This is a genomic window from Rhizobium sp. BE258 (genome assembly GCF_031457345.1).
Taxonomy (GTDB): domain Bacteria; phylum Pseudomonadota; class Alphaproteobacteria; order Rhizobiales; family Rhizobiaceae; genus Rhizobium.
On the sequence record NZ_JAVDWL010000002.1, the window covers coordinates 778,641 to 794,521 of the forward strand.

Genomic DNA, 15,881 nt, shown 5'->3' on the forward strand with positions numbered 1-15,881 from the left:
CTCCAGCTTCAGGATGCAGGCCGATCCCAATAGGGCGGATCGCCGAAGACCTTCTTCAGATGATCGGCAATGGCGCGCAGCTTGGCCGAGGGATTGCGGCCTTCGGGATGGGCCATGTAGATGAATTCCGGTTCCGGCTTGCTGCCGACGTCGATCTCCGCAAGCGCGCCTTCGCGAATGGCAGGTCCGGCAATGAAGGCCGGCAGAAGCGCAATCCCGAGACCCGCGATCGCCGCATCGCGCAGCATGTCGCCATTGTTCATGCCCATCGCCAGTTGGGCGCGCACTACGGCGACACCCTCTGCGGTCTGGAAGCGCCAGTCGGCAACACCGCGATTGGTGTAGAAAAGTCCCCTGTGCTCCTGAAGACTGGCCAGAGTGCGCGGGATGCCCACCTTGGCAAGATAGTCCGGCGAGGCGACAAGCATGCGGCGGCTCGGAGCGAGCCTCCAGGCGACAAGACGCGAGTCAGCGATGGGGCCGTTGCGAATGATGGCGTCGTAGCCCTCCGATGCCGCATCGACGCGGCGATCGTCAATATCGAGCGTCAGGGCGATCTCCGGATGTTCGGCGAGAAACGGATAGAGGGCAGGCCCAAGATGCATGCGCCCGAAAGTGACGGGGGCGGCAATCCGCAGCGGACCGGCGAGCGTGCCGCGGCGCTCCGCCACGCTGGCCGACGCCTCCTCGACCTCGTGGACGATGCGCAGCGCGCGCTCCAGAAAGGCAGTCCCATCCTCCGTCAGCGTCAGCTTGCGGGTGGTGCGATGGAGAAGCAGGCCGCCCAGCGTTTTCTCAAGTTCCGCAAGGCGTTCGCTGACGACGGATTTCGACAGGCGGAGCCTACGTGCCGCTTCGCTCACCGAACCTGCCTCGACCACGGCGACGAAAGCCGCAATTCCCTCAATCTTGATCATTGTTCGGTATTTCCGAAATCGAGTTCCACCATTTGCAGACTAATCCGAACAAATAGAAAATGCCATCTTCCAATCATCGAAGGGGCACAACGCCCCGCAAATAGGAGATGGAATTATGAACCGCCTGAACAACAAAGTTGCAATCGTAACCGGCGCAAGCTCGGGTATCGGCCGTTCGACGGCCAAACTGTTTGCCGCCGAAGGCGCCAAGGTCGTGGTCGGCGCCCGCCGTCAGGCGGAGCTCGATAGCCTCGTTGCCGAAATCAAGGAGGCCGGTGGCACTGCCATCGCGGTTGCGGGCGACGTACGCTCGGAGGATTACCACAAGGCACTCGTTGACGCTGCCGTCGGCAATTACGGCAAGCTCGACATCGCCTTCAACAATGCCGGCATCCTCGGCGAAGCCGGCCCGAGCACCGAGGTTTCCGAAGCAGGCTTTACCGAAGCGCTGACGATCAACCTCGTCGCCTCCTTCCTTGCCGCCAAGCACCAGATCGGCGCCATGGTCAAGACTGGCGGCGGCTCGGTGATCTTCACCTCGACATTCGTCGGCTACAGCTTCTCCTTCCCCGGCGTTGCCGGCTATGCAGCCAGCAAATCTGGCCTGATCGGCCTGACACAGACGCTTGCCGCCGAATTCGGGGCGCAGAATGTGCGCGTCAATGCCGTGCTGCCCGGTGGCGTCGACACTGACATGTATCGCGAGATGAACGACACCGAAGACAAGCAGGGCTTCATCACCAACCTGCATGCGCTGAAGCGCGTCGCCAAGCCGGAAGAGATTGCCCAATCGGTGCTCTACCTCGCCTCCGACGACTCGAGCTTCGTCAGCGGCACGGCATCGCTGGTCGATGGCGGCGCATCGATCACCCGCACGTAAGCCTTTCAACATCGAAGCAAGGCCGCGGTACGAGAGCGCCGCGGCCTTTCGCGTCAGCGGGTTTCGATCAGCGTGCGGATCGCCGTTTCGAAATCCGTCTTTGCCTTTCGCGAACCGCTCGCGCCGGCTTCGAACTCGATCCAGCCTTCGTTGAAACCATCGAGCATGCGCATACGCGGGCCGGGGTTCTGCATGCCCTGCGAAAGGAACAGTTCCTTCCAGCTTTCCCTTGCAACCGCCTCAGCATGGACCTGCCGGCCGAGTGCTAGCGAAAGAGCTTCCGCCATCTGTAACGGCGTGATGCGGCAGGGACCTTCCAGCTCGACGATGCGGCTCCCCGTCCAGATTTCCTGCAGCAATCCGGCGCCGGCCGCGCCGACATCGCGAACCGCGACCATTGGCACCGGCTTGTCGAGCGGTTGAAGGAAGCTCGGCAAGACGCCGCCTTCCCGCGCTGAAGCGATATCCCAGGCGGAATTCTCCATGAACCAGGCGGCCCGCAGGAACGCGACCCGCACCGGCAGCGCGGAAAAGACCTGCTCGGCAATACCGAGCTGGGTCAGAAGGTTTTCCTGCTGCGCCTGAGCGCCGATGGTGGAGAGGCAAACGATCTTCTTCGGGCTTGCCGCAATCACCGCCGCCTTCACCGCCTCGATGATGGCGCGCGCCTGCGGAAAGCCCGGTGCCGGATCGAAGGCAGGTGGCAGCAGCACGAAGACGCCTTCGGCACCCTCGAAAGCCTTGGCGAGCGCATCCGCATCCGTCATCTCGGCGATCGCGATTTCGGCACCGTGATCCCGCCACGCCTTGCCCTTTTCCGCGTTGCGCATCACGGCGCGCACGGCATGGCCTTCAGCCAGCAATCGCTCGGCCACCACCGCGCCGACCTGACCCGTCACTCCAGTTACTGCAAACATCGTCACGCTCCTTTTCCGGCAGCAACAGGCTGCCGCGATGCGCGGAAGATGCACGCAATTTATTTTTGACTGAATTGCGCTTTTGTCATACTATTCATGACAGAAAATCACGGATCAGATGATGTTGGACGGACGACTGTTGACTGGTGTCAGCGTTCTGGCGGCGGTGGTCGAAAGCGGCAGTTTTGCGCGTGCCGCCGAGGCACTTGGTTTAACCGCATCGGGCGTTAGCCGTGCCGTATCGCGGCTGGAGGGGCGGATCGGCGTCCGGCTCCTCGACAGGACGACGCGGTCGCTCAGATTGACTGATGACGGCGCGCGTTTCTACGAACAGGTCGTACCCCTGCTCGGCGGCATCGAAGAAGCGGCCAGTTATGCCGCCGGCACCGCACAGGCGGTGCGCGGGCGCCTTCGCGTCAACGCCGATCCCTATTTCTCCAGGCTGATCCTGGCGCCGGAGCTTGGCACCTTTCTTGATCGCTATCCTGATCTCCAGCTCGAAATCATCACCCGTAACGAGATCGGCGACCTGGTGGCCGATGGCATGGATGTGGCGGTGCGCTTCGGAGAGATCCCGGCCAGAAGCGCGCTGATTTCCCGGCAGCTGTTTCGCACACGGGTCATCACGGTCGCGGCCCCCACCTATCTCGAACGCTATGGACGCCCCAGACTTCCGGCCGATCTCGGCGATCACACCTGCATCCAGTATCAGGATCCGCTTACCGGAAAGCCCTTCGAGTGGGAATTGCGGCGCGGCGCGGAAGTGGTGCCGATCGCCACGCGCGGGCGGATCCTCGTCAACGATGCCGGGACGACGCTTGCCACATGTCTCGCCGGCATCGGCATTGCCCAGGTATTTTCGCTCGGCATGAAGCCCTATCTCGACAGCGGGCAACTGGTCGATCTCTACCCGGATTGGCCGGGCGAAACCTTTCCGCTGCACTGCTTCTACCCCTCGCGGCATCACGTGCCGGCCAAGGTCCGTGCCTTCATCGATTTCTGCGCCGAAATCGCCCGCTAGATGTCGCTGGTGAGACTTGTTTCCAGGTGCGGCCAGGCCTATCAACGATGCTGAAATCCACTTCATCTTCCGGCCCTTGCGCCTCCGGTGCCTCATGCTTCTCGGTATACTTTGCGGCCTCGCCACCTGTGCGTTGTGGGGACTGACCTTCGTCGTGCCCCGCGCCATCGCGCCGTTCACGACCATGGATTTGACGGTCACGCGCTACGGACTGTTTGCGCTGGCCAGCATCGTGCTGATGGTCAGCCCGCGGTTTCGGCCGAAAAATATCAGGCCGCGCATGGCGATCACCGCCCTATTGCTCGGCGGCATCGGCTATGTCGGCTATTTCGTCAGCGTCGCCTATGCGGTGCGGCTTGCGGGCGCGGCCATTCCGCCGCTCGTTATCGGCACTATGCCGGTATTGCTCGCCATCATCGCCAACCTGCGCGACCGCTCGGTTGCCTGGAAGCTGCTGGCGCTGCCGCTGATCCTGATCGCGACCGGCATCGGCTGGGTCAATGTCTCGATCTTCGCGGCAACACCTTCGGGCGACCAGAGCGCGATCTGGCTCGGCATCGGATCGGCGCTGATTGGCCTGACGCTCTGGGTGATCTACGGGCTGGCGAGCACGGCGGCGATGCAATCGCCCGATGCGCCAGATATCCTGCAATGGACGGGCTTGCAGGGCATCGGCGCCGGGATCGGCTGCCTCGTGCTGATTCCCTTTACCTCCATCGGGACTGATATCGTCTTCACCGGAGCGGAACTTCTGCGCTTCATCCTCTGGTCGCTGATCATGGGGCTGGCCGGCGCCTGGCTTGCGACCTTGCTCTGGATGATCGCCTCCAAGCGGCTGCCGCTGGCGCTTGCCGCGCAGCTGATCGTGGCGGAAACCGTATTCGGACTGATCTTCGGCTTCCTGTTCGAGCAGCGGCTGCCGACGATTGCCGAAGCGGGCGGCTCGATCCTGCAGCTTGCCGGCGTCGGCTTGGCGATTGCCATCTTCACGCCCTCCCGCAAGCGGCGGGCCCACTGACCAGCCGCGCATTGCATGTTATTCGCCAAAGGCTTAGGGTCGTTCGACGAATAGGACGACGGGTAAAAGGCCATGGCTCTCAGCGGCAAACGCATCCTGCTTATCATCTCGGGTGGCATCGCGGCCTATAAGAGCCTCGACCTGATCCGCAGGCTGCGTGAACGCGGCGCATCGGTGCGCCCGGTCATGACATCAGGCGCGCAGGAATTCGTGACGCCGCTTGCCGTCGGCGCGCTTGCTGCCGATCATGTCTTCACCGATCTCTTTTCCCGGCAGGACGAACAGGACGTCGGACATATCCGCCTGGCGCGCGATTGCGATCTGGTACTGATCGCGCCGGCGACTGCCGATCTGCTGGCGAAGATGGCGAATGGGCTGGCAGACGATCTTGCCTCGACCGTGCTGCTCGCGACCGACAGGCCGGTGCTTGCCGCGCCTGCGATGAACCCGAGGATGTGGGCGCATCCGGCCACCCGGCGCAACGTCGCGACCCTTGCTGCCGACGGCATCCGCATGATCGGGCCGATGGCCGGCGAGATGGCCGAGAGCCGCGAGGCCGGTGTTGGCCGAATGGCGGAGCCGCTGGAAATCGTCGCCGCAGCCGAGGCGCTTCTGGACGACGGACCGAAGCCGCTTGCCGGACGCAAGGCTGTGGTCACGTCAGGCCCGACCCACGAGCCGATCGACCCGGTCCGTTACATCGCCAACCGCTCATCCGGGCGCCAGGGGCATGCGATCGCGGCAGCACTTGCCAAACTCGGCGCCGATGTGACGCTGGTTTCGGGACCGGTGACGATCCCAGACCCTTCTGGCGTGAAAACCATCCATGTCGAGCGGGCCGAAGAGATGCGCGACGCCGTGCTGGCAGCGCTGCCTGCCGATATCGCTGTGATGGTAGCCGCCGTTGCCGACTGGCGGGTGGCCTCGGCCGCCGACCAGAAGATCAAGAAACAGCCCGGCGAATCCATCCCGACGCTGGCGCTGACCGAGAACCCGGACATCCTGAAAACCGTCGGCCATCATACGATGCGGCCGAAGATCGTCGTCGGTTTTGCAGCCGAAACGCAGGATGTCGAGAGCAATGCCAAGACCAAACTGGAGCGCAAGGGTGCCGACATGATCGTCGCCAATGACGTCTCTCCGGCGACCGGCATCATGGGCGGGACGCGTAACAGTGTGAAGCTCATCAGCCGCGCAGGCATCGACCAATGGCCCGATATGGCGAAAGAAGATGTGGCGGAAAAGCTTGCTGTCCTGATCGCCGAACGGCTCAGGCAGGGATAGCGAGGCTTGCTGCTCTTTCCACCCGCCGCTCGGGCTGGAATGGTGTAATCGTGATTCCCGCCTCGTTGACTGTGACGGCGCTGCCATCCGGGATTTCCATCCAGGCATCGACGTCATCATTCAACGGCTCCGACACCAGGCAATGACCCATGCGCATCGGCGATGCGTAAAGGGTCGGCGCCTTGCGGTCCGTCGCATAGCGGATGCCGTAGAGCGATGCGCCATCGGAAAAGGCGGCGGTGAAGCGGAGATGGGCGTCACCGAGAATGTTTTCGGCCAGTCCTTCGACAAAGCTCACCATCTCCGACATGGCGGCGACCGGCGCCTGACGGAGGCCGAACTGCATGGCGAGCAGAAACATCAGCTCCGAATCCGTCGTGCCGCTTCTGGCGTGGAAGAGTTCGTCATCGAGCATCGCTTCCATCGGCCGGCGCAGCCTCTCGAAGCCGCCAATCTGGCCATTGTGCATGAACGACCAGTTTTCATGGGTGAAGGGGTGGCAATTGTCGCGGCGCGTACCGCCGCCGGTCGCGGCGCGCACATGGGCGAGGAACAGCGGCGACCGGATCTGCCGCGCCAGGCTCTTCAGATTGCAATCGGCCCAGGCCGGGAGAATATCGCGGTAACGACCAGGCTCCGGACGGTCGCCATACCAGGCGATACCGAAACCATCGCCGTTGGTGGCGGTCTTGGCGCGGGTGGCGCAATGCGACTGTTCGATCAGCGAATGGGCAGGCGACGACACCAGCTCCTCCAGATAGAGGGGGTCTCCGCGATAGGCTGCCCAACGACACATGCTCTTTGCTCCAGCCCGCCGTCTGTGCAGCAGGAATGCCCGAAAACACGAGACCCGATTGTCGGGCGACGTGGTGAATAAAAACTTAAGGGTTGTAGAGCTGGCAAGCGTTTGTGATGGATTGTTGGCAACGCCAGCAAGCGTTTGTGACGGATTGTTGGCAACGCCGGCGATCACATTGCGTAGCCGCCAGCATTTCAGCGTGAACGGCGAGACCAATAGGCGTGGTAGCATCGCGCTGATTATTCTTGGAAAACACCTTTGAGACGTAGCGGGGGGAAAACCCGCGCCATCTCACCACTTCCGCCGGACTGCCGATTTTTTCTTGCATCGACGGCGAATCGGCCTACCTTCAAGGTGTGTTCAACGAAATGAAAGGAAGGTGATCCAATGTCTAATGAGATTTCGGTCTTTGTAGCAGGCATGGAAGTGGTGACGAAAGCGGGGCAGCCCTCGCTCTAAAGCCTACCTTCCTAGGATCGCTTTGACGGTCCGGCCAGTTCAAGGCCAAACTCATGGAAAGGGTCGCGAAAGCGGCCCTTTTTCACGTCCGGCAGAATCCATTTGACCTCATCAGCCACCGGGCATATTCATAAAGTCATCTGATGACTTTATGAATATGCCGATGCAGCCTCTGAGCAAGACCAATCTCGCCGATACAGCAATCGAAGCGATCCGCAGCGAAATCGTCGCCAAGCGCTGGGCCGTGGGCGAAAAGCTGCCGAACGAGGCTGCCCTCTGCAGCATGCTGTCCGTGAGCCGCGGGACCGTGCGCGAGGCAGTTCGCGTCCTGGCGTCACAGGGATATCTTGAGACGAGACAGGGGTCCGGCACCTACGTGCTGTCGACCGCCGACGCCAGCCGGCCGCTCACCATGGCGAGACGCTCAAGCTTGCGCGACCAGTTCGAGGCGCGTTGCGCGCTGGATGTCGAGGCTGCGCGTCTGGCGAGCCTCAGGCAGACGCCAGAGATTATCGCCGGATTGCGGGCGCTGCTCGAAAAGCGCGGCAACTACGAGGGCGGCGACAAGGCTGCCTTCATCAGGCGCGATCTGGCTTTTCATCAGGCGGTTATCGCCGCATCGCAAAACCGCGCGATGATCGAAATATACGATTTCTTCTCCGCATCGATCGCCGAGACCATCGAGGCGACCCTCGGCCAGGACGTGCCGGAGCCGGATATGCAGGCGCATGCCGATATCGTCGATGCCATCGAAACAGGCGATCCCGAACGGGCGGATGCGGCGGTTCGCCGTTTCATGGCCCCCGTCATCGCCGCACTGGACCGGATGCTGCTTTCATGAATACCCCTCACGCCGATACCGCGCATGCTTTCGATGCGTCCGGCGAGCAACTGATCGATGCCGAGGCAGACAGCATGCCGCCGGTTCAACCACCTGCGAAACTTTCCGCAACAGCCCGCATATTGCTTGGCGTGAGTCTGGTGCTGATTGCCTTCAATCTCCGGCCGGTCTTTTCCAGCGCTTCTGCGCTGCTTCCCGAAATCCGCTCCGGCCTCGGTCTGTCGGCGCTTGGCGCCAGCCTGCTCACCACCCTGCCGGTCGTCTGCCTCGGCGCCTTTTCGCCACTCGCACCACGGCTTGCCCAGCGCATCGGCTCGGAGCGGACACTTCTCTGCGTCATCTTCCTGCTGGCGCTTGGAACGGCGATGCGCGGGCTGAACTCGATACCGCTGCTGTTTCTGGGAACTGCCCTTGCCGGTGGCTGCATTGCCGTCGGCAACGTGCTGCTGCCGGGTCTGGTGAAGCGCGACTTTGCGGACCGGGCCGCGCTGATGACCGGTTGCTACACCATGGCGCTCTGCGCCGGTGCTGCCAGCGCCGCCGGGCTGACGCTGCCGGCCGAGCATATGCTGGGCGGCTCTCTTTCCGGTGCGCTTGCCATCTGGGCCCTACCCGCCCTTGCCGTTGGACTGATCTGGCTTCCACAGGTGCTGCGCACCAAGAACACCGCCAAGCGTAGTGGCTTCCGTGTCGAAGGTCTCTGGCGCGACAGGCTCGCCTGGCAGGTGACGCTTTTCATGGGGCTGCAATCGGCTCTTGCCTACTGCGTCTTCGGCTGGCTGGTGCCGATTCTCCGCGAACGCGGCCTCGACGGCGTGACCGCCGGAGCGATCGTTTCCATGTCGGTCATGGTTCAGGCCGCGGCATGTCTGGTTGCGCCGCAAATTGCCGTGCGCGGCAAGGATCAGCGCGTCATCAACGCTTCGCTCTGCATCGTCGCCGTCGTTGCGCTGCTCGGCCTGCTGTTTGCGCCTCTCTGGACCGTCTGGTTCTGGGCGGCGCTGCAGGGCATCGGCCAGGGCGGACTGATTGCCGTCGCGATGACCGCCATCGTGCTTCGCTCGCGCGATTCCCACATCGCGGCCCATCTTTCCGGCATGGCGCAATGCGTCGGCTACCTGCTTGCCGCCATCGGTCCGCTTGTCGTCGGCATGATCCGCAGCTGGACGGGCAGTTTCGCCTGGTGCGCGGTGCTGTTCGTCATCCTCGGCCTTGGTGCTGCGATCAACGGCTGGAACGCCGGGCGGGCGCTGCATGTCAATGCGAGGACGATCGAGACGCCTTAAGGAGACCTTTTCTCCTTGAGGGATGAGCTGCGCTCACCCTGGGATCACCATGTCTTGATGAGCCTTCGCGGCAGGCGATGGTAGGTTAGCTCCGGGCTGGACCAATCCGACGGAGGAGATCATTTGCCGCATCGCTCTCTCATGCTGACCATCGCGCTCGCCGCATCCCTTGCCGCCGCACCGGCATTGTCCCAGGAACGCCCGGGCGTGCTGAAGCTGTTGCCCGGCAATGCTGTGACCGAGCACGAAGCGACGATCGGCGGCCGCAAGCTGGACTATACGGCAACCGCGGGAACACTCGATCTCTTCAGCCAGGACGGCAACCAGACGGGGGCGATCTTCTACACCGCCTATACCGCCAAGAATGCGGGTACAAATCGTCCAATCACCTTTGCGTTCAACGGTGGACCCGGGGCAGCGTCCGCCTTTCTCCATCTCGGCCTCGTTGGCCCGCGCATCCTCGATTTCGGGCCTCAGGCGCGCGACGGAGCCAATGCCAAGCTTGCCGACAATCCGCAGAGCTGGCTCGACTTTACCGATCTTGTGCTGATCGATCCGATCGGCACCGGGTGGAGCCGGACGGCGAAGGCCGACGATGCCAAGGATTATTACAACGTAGGCTCGGACGCGCAGAGCATCGCCAAGGCGATCGCGCTTTACGTTGACCATAACAACCGCTCTAATTCGCCGAAATACCTGCTCGGCGAAAGTTATGGCGGCTTCCGCGCGGCGCGGGTCGCGGGTGCTTTGCAGCAGAACCAGGGAATCATCGTTTCGGGCGCCGTCATGCTCTCGCCGCTCATCGAGGCGCAGCTGATGTTCAATGCCGACGAGTTCGCTTTGGGTGCCGCTCTGGAGCTTCCCTCGCTCGCAGCCGCCGACATGGACCGCCGCGGCGCCTTTTCGGAGGATGCGCAGCGTGAGGCGGAAAAATTCGCGCTCGGCGACTATCTGACGACGCTTGCCGGCCCAGAGCCAACAGGCGACGCGGCAAAGGCCTTTTACGGCAAGATATCGGCGATAACCGGCATTCCGGAGGATGTCGTCACCCGCAACCGTGGCTTTCTGGGTGACGCCTATGCCAAGCATTCCGGCAAACCCGCCGGTGAGGTGATGAGCCCGTATGATGCGGCTTTCGCATCTCCCGATCCCTATCCCGAATCCGACTATGACCGCGGTGACGACGCCATTCTCGACGGGTTCACCCGCGCCTATGGCGGTGCGTTTTCCGGCTATGCCCGCAACGAGCTCAGCTTCAAGACGGAGATGACCTATTCGCTGCTCGACAGCGATATCAGCCGTCAATGGGAATGGGGTGGACGCGGCGGCGGATCGCGGCTGCAGGCCAGTATAACCGGCGATATCCGCCAGCTGCTGGCGTCAAACCCATCCTTCCATCTGTTGATCGCTCATGGCTACAGTGACCTCGTCACGCCTTATGGCGTCAGCCGCTATGTCGTCGATCACCTGCCGCAAAGTCTCGCGAAAGACCGCGTCAAGCTGGATGTCTATCGCGGCGGCCACATGTTCTACACGAATGCCGAACAGCGGGCCGCCTTTACGGCGGATGCGAAGGCATTCTACGCGCAGAGCGGCACAGCGCAGCCCGCGGACTAGGCTCCGGTTGGCGTATGAGGGTTGCCGCAGTGCAGCACTGACCTAGATAGACCCCATGTCCTACCAAAAGCAGCCGCTTGTTATCGCGGAGCCGGATGCGGCTTCAGGCGAGGAGTCCATGCTTGCCGCACTCGCCGGAGCGCCGCAAGACTGGGCGCTCTTTCTCGATATCGACGGGACGCTGCTCGATCTCGCAGAAACACCCGACGGCATCGAAGTCCCCACCGGTCTCCCGGGCCAGCTCGATGCTCTCTCGCAAAAACTTGGTGGTGCGCTGGCGCTGGTCACGGGCCGCGGCCTTGCCTATGCAGACAGCTTATTTGCACCGCTCCGCTTTCCGATTGCCGGGTTGCACGGCGCCGAACGCCGCGATGCCGACGGAACGCTCACGACCGCCGCGGCAACCGCGGCCTTCGACGCCGTGAAGGCTGATCTCGCCGCCCAGACGGTCGGCTGGCCGGGCATCCTCATCGAGGATAAAGGTGCAGCGGTCGCCGCGCATTACCGTCAGGCGCCGGAGCGGGAAATCGATCTGGAGCCGCTGATGCAGCAGGCACTCGACCGTGCCGGCCCCGGCTGGCACATCCAGCATGGCAAGATGGTGATCGAAATCCGTCCCTCAAGCGCCGACAAGGGACATGCCGTCGAAGCCTTTCTTGCGCAGCCGCCCTTCGAAGGACGGCGCGCCATCGCTATCGGCGACGACGTGACCGACGAGGCGATGTTCCGTGCCGTCAGCCGGCTTGGCGGCTTGTCGATCCGCGTCGGCCCGCTTTCGCCTGCCAGCGAGGCGACAGCCTCTTTCCCGTCCGCTGCTGCCGTGCGCGATGTCATCGCCCGGCTGACGGCGTGAACCATTTCAGCATCTAAAACATTTCCTGAGAAAAGGACCCTTTCATGAGCCGCCTCGTCGTCGTTTCCAATCGCGTCCCCGTTCCAGAGAAGGGCGGCATTGCGCCCGCCGGTGGGCTTGCGGTTGCCCTCAAGGCAGCGCTCGAAGAGCGCGGCGGCATCTGGATGGGCTGGTCGGGGAATTCCAGCGGCGCGCAGGAGCCGGAAAAGCTGAAGGAAATCCAGCAGGGCAGTATCACCTACGCGCTGACCGATCTCACCGATACCGATGTCGAGGAATATTACCACGGCTTCGCCAACCGCGTGCTCTGGCCAATCTGTCACTACCGGCTGGATCTCGCCGAGTATGGCCGCAAGGAGATGGCGGGATACTTTCGCGTCAACCGTTTCTTCGCCCACCGGCTTGCGCCGCTGATCAAGCCCGATGACGTCATCTGGGTGCATGACTATCACCTGATTCCGCTGGCAGCCGAGCTGCGGCAGATGGGGTTGAAAAACAAGATCGGCTTCTTCCTGCACATCCCCTGGCCGCCGGCGGATGTGCTGTTCACCATGCCGGTCCACGAAGAGATCATGCGCGGGCTATCCCATTACGATCTCGTCGGCTTCCAGACCGACCATGACCTCGAGAATTTTGCGGGCTGCCTGCGCCGCGAGGGCATTGGCGACGAGCTGGGCGATGGCCGCTTCAGTTCGCATGGGCGGACCTTCAAGGGCGGCGCCTATTCGATCGGCATCGAGACGGCAGCCTTTGCCGAATTCGCCCGCAAATCGGCAACCCACAGCATGGTCAGGAAAGCACGCGAGAGCATCAAGGGCCGCAGCCTGATCATCGGCGTCGATCGCCTCGACTATTCCAAGGGACTGACGCAGCGCATCGACGCTTTCGAGCATTTCATCCTGACAAACCCGGCCCAGCAGGGCCGCGTGACCTATCTTCAGATCACGCCGAAATCGCGCTCTGAGGTGCCGGAATACGAGGCGATGCAGCGGACGGTCGCCGAACAGGCCGGGCGGGTGAACGGCGCTCTGGGTTCCGTCGACTGGGTGCCGATCCGCTACATCAACCGTTCGGTCGGACGCCCCATTCTTGCCGGCCTCTACCGGCTCGGCAAAGCCGGTCTGGTGACGCCGCTGCGCGACGGCATGAATCTCGTCGCCAAGGAATATGTAGCGGCGCAGGATCCGGAGGATCCTGGTGCTCTGGTGCTTTCCCGCTTTGCCGGCGCTGCCCGCCAGCTGAAAGGCGCGCTGCTGGTGAACCCCTATGACATCGAGGGAACTGCCAACGCGCTGGCGCGCGCACTCAGCATGCCGCTGGAAGAGCGGCAGGAACGCTGGAAATTGATGATGGATCAGCTCCTCGAATTCGATGTGTCGCGATGGTGCAGGGATTTCCTGAAGGATCTGGCGCCTTAGGCTTCACGCGGTCGCGACTTCGGATTGCAGCCACGCAATAAGCCTGCCGGTCTCCTCCGTCATCTCTTTCGGCGGCGCCAGCCAGTAGCCGCGGTCCGAGGCCTCGACCATCGGGCCGGCCACGACCAGCATGCCTGATGCCAGCAGTGAGTCGACTAACCCCATCCAGCCGATCGCAACACCCTGTTCGCCGACAGCGGCCTGCACCACCAGCGAATAGGTGTTGAAGCTGATCTCGCCGGGCGCGGCAGCGGCATTGCGGCTGATGGCGAACTCGTCAAGATAGCTCGTCCAGTCGAACCAGGGCGGCGTCCCGCGGGCATCGAGATGCAGAAGGCGCGCAGCGGAGAGACGCTCCGGCGTCCCGAGCGGACCGTGCCGCTCGGCAAAACCCGGCGAGCAGACCGGCACCACTTTTTCCGGCAGCAGCAAGATGCCATGCCCGCCAAGCTCGCGCCGGCTTCCAAAGACGATCGCGGCGTCGCTTGCGTCCGGCGCGCCCTGTTCGACGAATTGGGTGGCGACGATCTGGATATCCATGCCGGGGTAGAGCTGGCGGAAGCCATGCATGCGCGGAATCAGCCAGAGCGACGAGAAGGCATAATCGGTGCGCAACCGCACCGTCGATCGCTCCGCCTCGTTGCGAAAACTGCGCGCAAGCGCGTCCACGTCTCCGACAGTGCGGGCGGCGACATCGAAGAGCCTGCGGCCCTCGGCCGTCAATTCGACGCCACGATGACGCCGCTGCAGCAGGCTGACCTTCATCTGCTCTTCGAGGCGGCGGATCTGGTAGCTGACGGCCGGTTGCGTCAGCCCGAGGGCGCGAGCCGCCGACGACAGATTGCCGAGTCTGCCGATCTCCGCGAGAATGCGAAACCATCCGAGATCCACCGGCCGCTCAGCCATAAAAAATCCTTTTGGCACGCATCGAAAAATTTCAGCTTCACAAGGGCCGTGAGCCGTTGTTGAATAAAATGCTCGAATAGCGGGCGGAACGCAACGACCTTCGAAGACCGCGCGTGACCCTGCTCCACATCATCAGGACATGACAGCATGGCGCGCCCGAATATTCTCATCCTCATGGTCGACCAGTTCAACGGTACGCTGTTTCCGGATGGCCCTGCCGATTTCCTGCATGCGCCGCATCTGAAGGCGCTGGCCCAACGCTCGGTACGCTTCGCCAATACTTATACGGCGAGCCCGCTCTGCGCCCCGGCGCGCGCCTCCTTCATGTCCGGCCAGCTGCCGAGCCGGACGCGCGTCTATGACAACGCCGCCGAATTCGCCTCCGATATTCCGACCTACGCCCATCACCTGCGTGCCGCCGGTTACCAGACTGCGCTATCCGGCAAGATGCATTTCGTCGGCCCGGACCAGCTTCACGGCTTCGAGGAACGGCTGACGACCGATATCTATCCGGCGGATTTCGGCTGGACGCCTGACTATACCAAGCCAGGCGAGCGCATCGACTGGTGGTATCACAATCTCGGCTCGGTCACCGGCGCGGGCGTCGCCGAGATCACCAACCAGATGGAATATGATGACGAGGTCGCCTACAACGCGACCCGCAAGCTTTACGACCTGTCACGCCGCCAGGACGACCGGCCCTGGTGCCTGACCGTCAGCTTCACGCATCCGCACGACCCCTATGTCGCCCGGCGCAAGTTCTGGGATCTCTACGAGGATTGCCCGGCGCTCAACCCGGCCGTTGCGCCTCTGCCCTTCGAGGAACTCGATCCGCATTCGCAGCGCCTGCTCGAAGCCTGCGACTACAAGGCGTTCGATATCACGCCCGAGCAGATCCGCCGCGCGCGGCAGGGCTACTTCGCCAATATTTCCTATGTCGACGAGAAGATCGGCGAGATTCTCGATGTGCTTGATCGCAGCCGGATGGCAGACGACACCATCATCCTCTTCGTATCAGACCATGGCGACATGCTGGGCGACCGCGGTCTGTGGTTCAAGATGTGCTTCTTCGACGGCTCTGCCCGCGTGCCGCTGATGATCGCGGCGCCCGGCTGGACCCCGGCAAAGATCGACCGACCGGTTTCGACGCTCGACGTGACGCCGACGCTCGCCGGTCTCGCCGGCCTCGACATCTCGTCGCTGAAGAAATGGACCGACGGCGAGGATCTGGCGCCGCTGGCAACCGGAAACGGCAGCCGCAGCCCGGTGCCGATGGAGTATGCCGCGGAAGGGTCGATCGCGCCGCTCGTCGGCATCCGCGACGGCCGTTTCAAGCTTTCGCTTTGCGTCAAGGATCCGCCGATGCTGTACGATCTCGACGCCGATCCGCACGAGCTGAACAATCTCGCTGAGAACCCTGACTATGCTCAAGTCCTGGCGTCTCTCAAGGACCAAGCCGATGCCCGCTGGAACCTTGAGACCTTCGACGCAGCCGTGCGTGAAAGCCAGGCGCGCCGCTGGGTCGTCTACGAAGCGCTGCGCAATGGCGCTTACTATCCTTGGGACTACCAGCCGCTGCAGAAGGCATCGGAGCGCTACATGCGCAACCACATGGACCTCAACATCCTCGAAGAGAGCCAGAGGTATCCGCGCGGAGAGTGACCT

Annotated in this window: 15 protein-coding genes; 11 read left to right on the top strand and 4 right to left on the bottom strand. The window is 62.9% G+C overall.

Features of this window, described 5'->3' with window-relative positions:
- Positions 1-8: 8 nt before the first annotated feature.
- Positions 9-917 (bottom strand): LysR family transcriptional regulator, encoded by a 909-nt coding sequence (locus J2X43_RS09085; RefSeq protein WP_310293351.1) that lies wholly within the window; start codon positions 915-917, stop codon positions 9-11.
- Positions 918-1,032: 115 nt separating this feature from the next.
- Between J2X43_RS09085 and J2X43_RS09090 the strand changes: the two genes are divergently transcribed.
- Complete coding sequence (locus tag J2X43_RS09090) at positions 1,033-1,797, top strand: SDR family oxidoreductase (RefSeq protein ID WP_310293353.1); 765 nt, start codon at positions 1,033-1,035, stop codon at positions 1,795-1,797.
- 53 nt (positions 1,798-1,850) lie between these two features.
- Here the strand turns inward: J2X43_RS09090 and J2X43_RS09095 are convergent, their stop codons facing one another.
- Positions 1,851-2,714 carry an NAD(P)H-binding protein gene (locus tag J2X43_RS09095; RefSeq protein ID WP_310293354.1) on the bottom strand — a complete coding sequence of 288 codons (864 nt, stop codon included), beginning with the start codon at positions 2,712-2,714 and terminating at the stop codon, positions 1,851-1,853.
- Between the two features lie 121 nt (positions 2,715-2,835).
- On the opposite strand from J2X43_RS09095, the gene J2X43_RS09100 reads away from it, so the two are divergent.
- The 3 genes from J2X43_RS09100 (at position 2,836) to coaBC (ending at position 6,037) form a co-directional block, all read left to right on the top strand.
- Positions 2,836-3,735: a LysR family transcriptional regulator gene (locus tag J2X43_RS09100; protein WP_310293356.1), complete on the top strand. Its 900-nt coding sequence runs from the start codon at positions 2,836-2,838 to the stop codon at positions 3,733-3,735.
- Positions 3,736-3,829: 94 nt separating this feature from the next.
- Positions 3,830-4,753, top strand: coding sequence for a DMT family transporter (locus J2X43_RS09105; RefSeq protein ID WP_310293358.1), 924 nt, complete (start codon positions 3,830-3,832; stop codon positions 4,751-4,753).
- A 72-nt stretch (positions 4,754-4,825) separates the two neighbouring features.
- Positions 4,826-6,037, top strand: coding sequence for a bifunctional phosphopantothenoylcysteine decarboxylase/phosphopantothenate--cysteine ligase CoaBC (coaBC, locus tag J2X43_RS09110; RefSeq protein WP_310293360.1), 1,212 nt, complete (start codon positions 4,826-4,828; stop codon positions 6,035-6,037).
- Here the strand turns inward: coaBC and J2X43_RS09115 are convergent.
- Positions 6,024-6,833 carry a class II glutamine amidotransferase gene (locus J2X43_RS09115; protein WP_310293361.1) on the bottom strand — a complete coding sequence of 270 codons (810 nt, stop codon included), beginning with the start codon at positions 6,831-6,833 and terminating at the stop codon, positions 6,024-6,026. The two genes, coaBC and J2X43_RS09115, sit on opposite strands and share 14 nt — an antisense overlap.
- A gap of 58 nt (positions 6,834-6,891) precedes the next feature.
- On the opposite strand from J2X43_RS09115, the gene J2X43_RS09120 reads away from it, so the two are divergent.
- From J2X43_RS09120 to otsA, 6 genes are all read left to right on the top strand, one after another.
- Positions 6,892-7,098 carry a hypothetical protein gene (locus tag J2X43_RS09120; protein ID WP_310293363.1) on the top strand — a complete coding sequence of 69 codons (207 nt, stop codon included), beginning with the start codon at positions 6,892-6,894 and terminating at the stop codon, positions 7,096-7,098.
- Between the two features lie 360 nt (positions 7,099-7,458).
- Positions 7,459-8,136 (top strand): FadR/GntR family transcriptional regulator, encoded by a 678-nt coding sequence (locus tag J2X43_RS09125; protein ID WP_112538630.1) that lies wholly within the window; start codon positions 7,459-7,461, stop codon positions 8,134-8,136.
- Positions 8,133-9,422, top strand: a complete 1,290-nt coding sequence (locus J2X43_RS09130; RefSeq protein ID WP_310293365.1) for an MFS transporter — start codon at positions 8,133-8,135, stop codon at positions 9,420-9,422. The genes J2X43_RS09125 and J2X43_RS09130 overlap by 4 nt, the downstream gene beginning before the upstream one ends.
- A 141-nt stretch (positions 9,423-9,563) precedes the next feature.
- Positions 9,564-11,039 carry a S10 family peptidase gene (locus tag J2X43_RS09135; protein ID WP_405049583.1) on the top strand — a complete coding sequence of 492 codons (1,476 nt, stop codon included), beginning with the start codon at positions 9,564-9,566 and terminating at the stop codon, positions 11,037-11,039.
- Between the two features lie 55 nt (positions 11,040-11,094).
- The gene (gene otsB / locus J2X43_RS09140) at positions 11,095-11,892 is read left to right on the top strand and encodes a trehalose-phosphatase (protein ID WP_310293369.1); all 798 of its coding nucleotides are present in this window, start codon (positions 11,095-11,097) and stop codon (positions 11,890-11,892) included.
- Between the two features lie 44 nt (positions 11,893-11,936).
- Positions 11,937-13,310: an alpha,alpha-trehalose-phosphate synthase (UDP-forming) gene (gene otsA, locus J2X43_RS09145; protein WP_310293371.1), complete on the top strand. Its 1,374-nt coding sequence runs from the start codon at positions 11,937-11,939 to the stop codon at positions 13,308-13,310.
- Between the two features lie 3 nt (positions 13,311-13,313).
- On the opposite strand, the gene J2X43_RS09150 is transcribed toward otsA, so the two are convergent.
- On the bottom strand, positions 13,314-14,216 hold the full coding sequence (locus J2X43_RS09150) for a choline sulfate utilization transcriptional regulator (RefSeq protein WP_310293373.1): 903 nt from the start codon (positions 14,214-14,216) through the stop codon (positions 13,314-13,316).
- A gap of 147 nt (positions 14,217-14,363) precedes the next feature.
- On the opposite strand from J2X43_RS09150, the gene betC reads away from it, so the two are divergent.
- Entirely contained in the window at positions 14,364-15,878 is a 1,515-nt protein-coding gene (gene betC, locus J2X43_RS09155; protein WP_310293374.1) for a choline-sulfatase, read from the top strand.
- Positions 15,879-15,881: the final 3 nt, after the last annotated feature.